Source organism: Streptomyces adustus (assembly GCF_009377175.1).
In the GTDB taxonomy this organism is placed as follows: Bacteria; Actinomycetota; Actinomycetes; order Streptomycetales; family Streptomycetaceae; genus Streptomyces; species Streptomyces adustus.
Genome location: NZ_VJZD01000367.1, coordinates 1 through 6,504, shown reverse-complemented (window position 1 = coordinate 6,504; position 6,504 = coordinate 1). Strand labels below are relative to the sequence as shown.

Here is a 6,504-nt window from a genome sequence, read left to right as displayed (position 1 = left end):
CTCATGGGGTGACTACCTCGGAAACGCGACGGGGACGGGGACGGGGGAGGACGGGAGCGCGGCGGCCGGTCCGGCTCACTTGCCGAACGCGAGCATCAGCTTCTCCTTCGCGTCGTCCTTCCCGGTCAGGTGGGTGGTGGAGAGGTAGAAGCGCCCGTCGGCCCAGGCGATCGACTTCGAGAAGAAGCCGGACTCGATCCGGGCGGTGCCCTGCGGGTTCTGGAGCAGCTTCGTCGGGGTGTGGGCCGTGCCCGTGGTCGGGATCGAGACGACCTGGCCGCCCGTGTCGTACGTCGGCTCGACATAGGCGACGAGCCGGCCGCCCTCGATCCGGATCGGCTGCATCGAGGAGTCCGCCGGAGACTTCACGCGCCACTTCTCCTTGCCGGTGGAGAGGTCGACGGCGACGATCTCGTTGGCTCCGGTGGTGGCCTTGGTGGGCAGGTAGAGGGTGTTCGCGTCGGCCGCGACGCCCTCGCAGCCCTGGAGGTCCCGGTCGAGCAGGGCCCAGCCGCACTCGGGGGCGAAGTCCTCGTCGACGCCGACCTCCGAGCGGAAGGTGCCGTCGGTCTTGATGGTGGAGATGTTCCAGGCGTTCTTGGCCTGGTTGGTCAGGTAGAGGACCAGCGGGTCGACCGAGTACGCCCGCTGCACCGACCAGCCCTTGTCGAGCTTCTGCGTCCACCGGACGTTGCCGGTCCGCGGGTCGAGACCCTGTACTTCCTCGTGCTCGTCGGCGCCGCCGGCACCGCAGGACGCCACGGAGACCAGCTGCCGCTCGCCACCGGCGAACGCGGTGGGGAAGCAGGCGGTGCCGTACTTCTTCTTGTCGAACAGCTTCTTGCCGCTGTGCAGGTCGTACGCCGTGCCGGACTGGGAACGGCCGACCATCAGCGTGTCACCGGCGAGCGTCAGGTCGACGGATATCACGCTGTCGAACAGCGCGCCGTCGGCGACCTGCGCGGTCCAGCCCTTCGCGCCCGTGTTCAGGTCGACCTGCTGGAGCTGGTTGCACTTGGCGCGGCTGCTGCTGCCGCTCATGTACGCCACGACGACCTTGTCGTCGGACGACTTGACGGGAGTGACCGCGCAGATCTTCTGCGGGAAGGTGATCGGGTCCCAGGCCGGCTTGCCGTCCGCGACGCCGTAGGCGACGAGTTCCTTGTAGGCCGCCTTCACCGCGGTCGTGCCGGTGATCCACATGCCGGGGGCGTCGGCTCCGGAGGCGGGCGCGTCGGGCGCCTCCTTGTACCAGAGCACCTTGGCCTCGCCGGGCTTGCGGCCCGCGTTGAGGTCCTGGGACTCCGCGTTGCCGCCGCTGCCGTCGCCCGGGTTGACCGGGGCGTCGGTGCCGGGGCTGTCGCTCCCGGACGCGACCGGCTTGCCGCCCTTGCCGTTCTTGCCCGCCTGGTCGTCACCGCCGCCGCTCGTGAGCGCCACCACGACGGCGCCGACGACGAGCAGCGCGACGACCGCGGCCCCGGCGACGAGCGCGGGCCGCCGCTTGAAGGGGTTGCGGGAACCGGCGGAGGGCGCGTCCGGGCCGATCGGGTACGGGGGCTGCGGCGGGTAGCCGTAGCCGGGCTGCGCGCCGTACGGGCCCGGCTGCTGCGGCCGGCCGTACGGACCTGCCTGCGGGGGCTGACCGTACGGACCTGCCTGCGGGGGCTGACCGTAGGGGCCGGGCTGCTGGGCGTACGGGCCCGGCTGCTGCGGGGCGCCGTAGCCGGGCTGCGGGGCCTGCGACGGCGGGGGCGGCACGGGCGCGCCGAAGCCGGGCCCGCCGGACGGCGGTTGGTCCTGCGGCGGGCCGAAGCCGCCCTGCGCGGACGGCTGGTCGGGCGGTTGCGTCATCGGCGTGTCTCCCCCTGGCTCACTGATTTCTCGCCACGCCCCGAGCCGTATGAGGGACGCGCAGACGTCCCGGCGAGTCATCAGACGCTCTGTTCTATCACCCGGCACCGACGGCGCACGGGCCTGCGGTCTCCCCTGTTCCCAAGGGAGAACCGGCCCGTGACGCCTCCGTTATGCGCCGTCGCGCCCCCTTCACACGACCCGCGCGCCGTACGCCCCGACCTGGCCGAGGATCAGGCGTCCTCGGCGAGTTCCAGCCAGCGCAGCTCCAGTTCGTCCCGTTCGCCCGACAAGTCCCTCAGCTGGGAGTCGAGTTCGGCCACCTTCGCGAAGTCCGTGGCGTTGTCGGCGATCTGGGCGTGCAGCTTGGACTCCTTTTCGGTGATCTTGTCCAACTGCCGCTCGATCTTCTGGAGTTCCTTCTTCGCGGCGCGCTGGTCGGCGGCGCTCTTCTCGGTCGTGACCCGGGCCGGGGCCGCGGGGCCGGAGGCGGCCGCGGCCGCCTCCTCCATACGCCGGCGACGCTCCAGGTACTCGTCGATGCCGCGCGGCAGCATCCGCAGGGTGGCGTCGCCGAGCAGGGCGAACACCCGGTCGGTGGTGCGCTCGACGAAGAACCGGTCGTGGGAGATGACGATCATCGACCCGGGCCAGCCGTCGAGGACGTCCTCCAGCTGGGTGAGGGTCTCGATGTCGAGGTCGTTGGTGGGCTCGTCGAGGAAGAGGACGTTGGGCTCGTCCATCAGCAGGCGCAGCAGTTGCAGTCGGCGGCGCTCACCGCCGGACAGGTCGCCCACCGGCGTCCACTGCTTCTCCTTGCCGAAGCCGAACATCTCGCACAACTGCCCGGCGGTCATCTCACGGCCCTTGCCGAGGTCGACGCGCTCGCGCACCTGCTGGACGGCCTCCAGGACCCGGGTGGCGGGGTTCAGCTCGGCGACCTCCTGGGAGAGGTAGGCGAGCTTGACGGTCTTGCCGACGTTGACGCGTCCGGCGGCGGGCTGCGTCTCGCCCTGGCTGCGGGCGGCCTCGGCCATGGCCCGCAGCAGGGACGTCTTGCCGGCGCCGTTGACGCCGACCAGGCCGATGCGGTCGCCGGGGCCGAGCTGCCAGGTGACGTGCTTGAGCAGCACCTTGGGGCCGGCCTGGACGGTGACGTCCTCCAGGTCGAAGACGGTCTTGCCGAGCCGGGACGAGGCGAACTTCATCAGCTCGCTGGTGTCGCGCGGCGGCGGCACGTCGGCGATCAGCTCGTTGGCGGCCTCGATCCGGAAGCGCGGCTTGGAGGTGCGGGCGGGCGCGCCGCGCCGCAGCCAGGCCAGCTCCTTGCGGACCAGGTTCTGCCGCTTGACCTCCTCGGTCGCGGCGATCCGCTCGCGCTCGGCGCGGGCGAAGACGTAGTCGGAGTAGCCGCCCTCGTACTCGTGCACGTCACCGCGCTGCACGTCCCACATCCGGGTGCAGACCTGGTCGAGGAACCAGCGGTCGTGGGTGACGCAGACGAGCGCGGAGCGGCGCTCGCGCAGGTGCTGGGCGAGCCAGGAGATGCCCTCGACGTCGAGGTGGTTGGTCGGCTCGTCGAGGACGATCAGGTCCTGCTCGTCGATCAGGAGCTTGGCGAGCGCGATACGACGCCGCTCGCCACCGGAGAGCGGGCCGATGACGGTGTCCAGGCCCTGCGGGAAGCCGGGCAGGTCGAGCCCGCCGAACAGGCCGGTCAGCACGTCCCGGATCTTGGCGTTGCCCGCCCACTCGTGGTCGGCGAGGTCGCGGATGACCTCGTGCCGGACGGTGGCGGTCGGGTCGAGGGAGTCGTGCTGGGTGAGCACGCCCATCCGCAGCCCGCCGTTGTGGGTGACGCGGCCGGAGTCGGCCTCCTCCAGCTTGGCGAGCATCCGGATCAAGGTGGTCTTGCCGTCGCCGTTGCGGCCGACCACCCCGATCCGATCACCCTCGGACACGCCGAGCGAGATGCCGTCGAGGAGGGCACGGGTGCCGTACACCTTGCTGACGTTCTCGACATTGACCAGGTTGACGGCCATTTCACTCCTGCGCAGGGGGGTCGGTCAGCCTTCTAGCCTAGGCCCTGCGGGGGCGGGAGCGGGGCGCGAGGAGTTGGTCACTCTTTGTGATGACGTGATCGGGAACGGGCCGCTACCGTAAAGGGCAGGCAGCAGGATCCCGCCCATGGGAGGAACCATGACCGCCGAGTCCGTAGAGCCTCGCGTCCAGTGGCCGGTGCCGCCGCAGGACGGCTACACCGTGGACGACCTGTTCACGCTTCCGGATCTCCCGCCGCACACCGAGCTGATCGACGGGAGCCTGGTTTTCGTGAGTCCGCAGCGCCGTTTCCACTACCTGGTGATCGACCTGCTGTTCAACAGGCTGTACGACTCGCTCCCCTCGGGGCTCAGTGTCGAACGGGAGATGACCGTCGTCATCGACGACCGCAATGGCCCCGAACCGGACATCAGCGTGGTGCGGGCCGACGCCGTCACCGGACTCGACCAGACCAGGTTCGAGGCAGAGGACGTGCTCCTGGCCGTCGAGGTCGTCTCACCGGAGTCCGAGTCCCGTGACCGCACCACCAAGCCTCACAAGTACGCGGCCGCCGGCATCCCGAACTTCTGGCGTGTCGAGCAGAACGGAGCGGACGGCGGGCCGATCGTCCACGTCTACGAACTCGACCCGATGACCAACGCATACGTGCACATGGGTGTGCACCGGGATGTCCTCAAGGTCGACAAGCCCTACGCCGTCGCCATCGAGCTGACGGCACTCGGCGGGAGGTAGCCGAAGGCAACCCCTCAGACCACCGTCGCCCCCGCCACCGGCCCCGCCGCCGTCCGTACCGTGCGGCACGTGCCGGAGGCCCCGAGCGCCTGCGCCACCTTCTCCGCCGATTCCGCGTCGCGGGTCAGGAAGGCCGTCGTGGGGCCGGACCCGGAGACCAGCGCGGCGAGCGCACCCGCCCCGCGGCCCGCCGCCAGCGTGTCGGCCAGTTCCGGGAAGAGGGACAGCGCGGCGGGCTGGAGGTCGTTGGTGACGGCCGCCGCCAGCGCCTCGGGGTCGCCCTTCGCGAGCACCGCCAGCAGATCGGCCGAGGCCACCGGCTCCGGGATGTCCCGGCCCTCGGCCAGCCGGTCGAACTCGCGGAAGACCGCCGGGGTCGACAGGCCGCGGGCGGCCATCGCGAACACCCAGTGGAAGGTCCCGCCGACCTCCAGAGCGGTCAGCCGTTCCCCGCGCCCGACGCCCAGCGCCGCCCCGCCGACCAGGCTGAACGGCACGTCGCTGCCGAGCTCGGCGCAGATCTCCAGCAGTTCCTCGCGGGAGGCTCCGGTGCCCCACAGCGTGTCGCAGGCGAGCAGCGCGCCCGCGCCGTCCGCGCTGCCGCCCGCCATGCCGCCGGCCACCGGGATGTCCTTGGCGATGTGGATGTGCACGGCCGCATCGAGACCCCGCCGCCCGGCCAGCGCGATCGCGGCGCGCGCGGCGAGGTTGGTGCGGTCCAGCGGGACCTGGGCGGCGTCCGGGCCCTCGCAGGTGACCCGCAGCTCGTCGGACGGGGTCACGGTGACCTCGTCGTACAGCCCGACGGCCAGGAAGACGTTGGCCAGGTCGTGGAAGCCGTCCGGCCGGGCCGCCCCGACCGCGAGCTGGACATTGACCTTGGCCGGAACCCGTACCGTGACGCTCACTCGCCCGTCCCCTCGTAGGCGTCCTTGTGCTCGGCGATGCGCGCGAACTCCTCGACCGTCAGCGACTCCCCACGGGCCTGCGGCGAGACACCGGCGGCGACCAGGGCCGCCTCGGCGGCCGCCGCGGAGCCCGCCCAGCCGGCGAGCGCCGCGCGCAGCGTCTTGCGGCGCTGCGCGAACGCCGCGTCGACGACCGCGAAGACCTCCGTCCGGGAGGCCGTGGTCTTGATCGGCTCGGTCCGCCGGACCAGCGAGACCAGCCCGCTGTCGACGTTCGGCGCCGGCCAGAAGACATTGCGGCCGATCGCTCCGGCCCGCTTGACCTCGGCGTACCAGTTGGCCTTGACGGAGGGCACGCCGTAGACCTTCGAGCCGGGCGCGGCGGCCAGCCGGTCGGCGACCTCCGACTGCACCATCACCAGGGTGCGCTCGATGCTCGGGAAGGTCTGGAGCATGTGCAGCAGCACGGGGACGGCAACGTTGTACGGGAGGTTCGCGACCAGCGCGGTCGGGGCCGGGCCGGGCAGCGCGCCGACGTGCATCGCGTCGGAGTGCACGAGCGCGAACCGGTCGGCGCGCTGCGGCATCCGGGCGGCGACGGTCGCGGGCAGCGCGGCGGCCAGCACGTCGTCGATCTCCACCGCGGTGACCCGGTCGGCGGCCTCCAGCAGGGCGAGGGTGAGGGAGCCGAGCCCCGGACCGACCTCGACGACCACGTCGTCGGGGCGGACCCCGGCGGTGCGCACGATACGGCGGACCGTGTTCGCGTCGATCACGAAGTTCTGGCCGCGCTGCTTGGTCGGGCGCACCCCGAGGGCGGCCGCCAGTTCGCGGATGTCGGCGGGGCCCAGCAGGGCGTCAGGGGTGGGGCTGCTCACGGCACCAGGGTACGGGGCCGCGGGCGGCCCCTCGTCCGGTCACCGGCCGCGCCCGGCGCGCGCCTTGTCCC

General features: G+C 72.0%; 5 protein-coding genes. 1 reads left to right on the top strand and 4 read right to left on the bottom strand.

All coding sequences use genetic code 11. The features are described from left to right. Nucleotides 1-75: 75 nt before the first annotated feature. Both FNH09_RS43345 and FNH09_RS43340 read right to left on the bottom strand, forming a co-directional pair. Nucleotides 76-1,854: an outer membrane protein assembly factor BamB family protein gene (locus tag FNH09_RS43345; RefSeq protein ID WP_152895367.1), complete on the bottom strand. Its 1,779-nt coding sequence runs from the start codon at nucleotides 1,852-1,854 to the stop codon at nucleotides 76-78. 233 nt (nucleotides 1,855-2,087) lie between these two features. Further along, the gene (locus tag FNH09_RS43340) at nucleotides 2,088-3,896 is read right to left on the bottom strand and encodes an ABC-F family ATP-binding cassette domain-containing protein (protein WP_152895366.1); all 1,809 of its coding nucleotides are present in this window, start codon (nucleotides 3,894-3,896) and stop codon (nucleotides 2,088-2,090) included. Nucleotides 3,897-4,053: 157 nt separating this feature from the next. On the opposite strand from FNH09_RS43340, the gene FNH09_RS43335 reads away from it, so the two are divergent. Beyond that, complete coding sequence (locus tag FNH09_RS43335; protein ID WP_152895369.1) at nucleotides 4,054-4,647, top strand: Uma2 family endonuclease; 594 nt, start codon at nucleotides 4,054-4,056, stop codon at nucleotides 4,645-4,647. A gap of 14 nt (nucleotides 4,648-4,661) precedes the next feature. Here FNH09_RS43335 and FNH09_RS43330 read toward each other — a convergent pair whose 3' ends face one another. Both FNH09_RS43330 and rsmA read right to left on the bottom strand, forming a co-directional pair. After that, the gene (locus FNH09_RS43330) at nucleotides 4,662-5,555 is read right to left on the bottom strand and encodes a 4-(cytidine 5'-diphospho)-2-C-methyl-D-erythritol kinase (protein WP_162469978.1); all 894 of its coding nucleotides are present in this window, start codon (nucleotides 5,553-5,555) and stop codon (nucleotides 4,662-4,664) included. Further along, entirely contained in the window at nucleotides 5,552-6,433 is an 882-nt protein-coding gene (gene rsmA, locus FNH09_RS43325) for a 16S rRNA (adenine(1518)-N(6)/adenine(1519)-N(6))-dimethyltransferase RsmA (protein ID WP_162469977.1), read from the bottom strand. The genes FNH09_RS43330 and rsmA overlap by 4 nt, the downstream gene beginning before the upstream one ends. Between the last annotated feature and the right edge of the window lie 71 nt (nucleotides 6,434-6,504).

What these genes read in the sequence shown, in the direction of transcription:
- FNH09_RS43345 (WP_152895367.1), bottom strand. Translation starts at nt 1,854, where the DNA reads ATGACGCAACCGCCCGACCAGCCGTCCGCGCAGGGCGGCTTCGGCCCG.
- FNH09_RS43340 (WP_152895366.1), bottom strand. Translation starts at nt 3,896, where the DNA reads ATGGCCGTCAACCTGGTCAATGTCGAGAACGTCAGCAAGGTGTACGGC.
- FNH09_RS43335 (WP_152895369.1), top strand. Translation starts at nt 4,054, where the DNA reads ATGACCGCCGAGTCCGTAGAGCCTCGCGTCCAGTGGCCGGTGCCGCCG.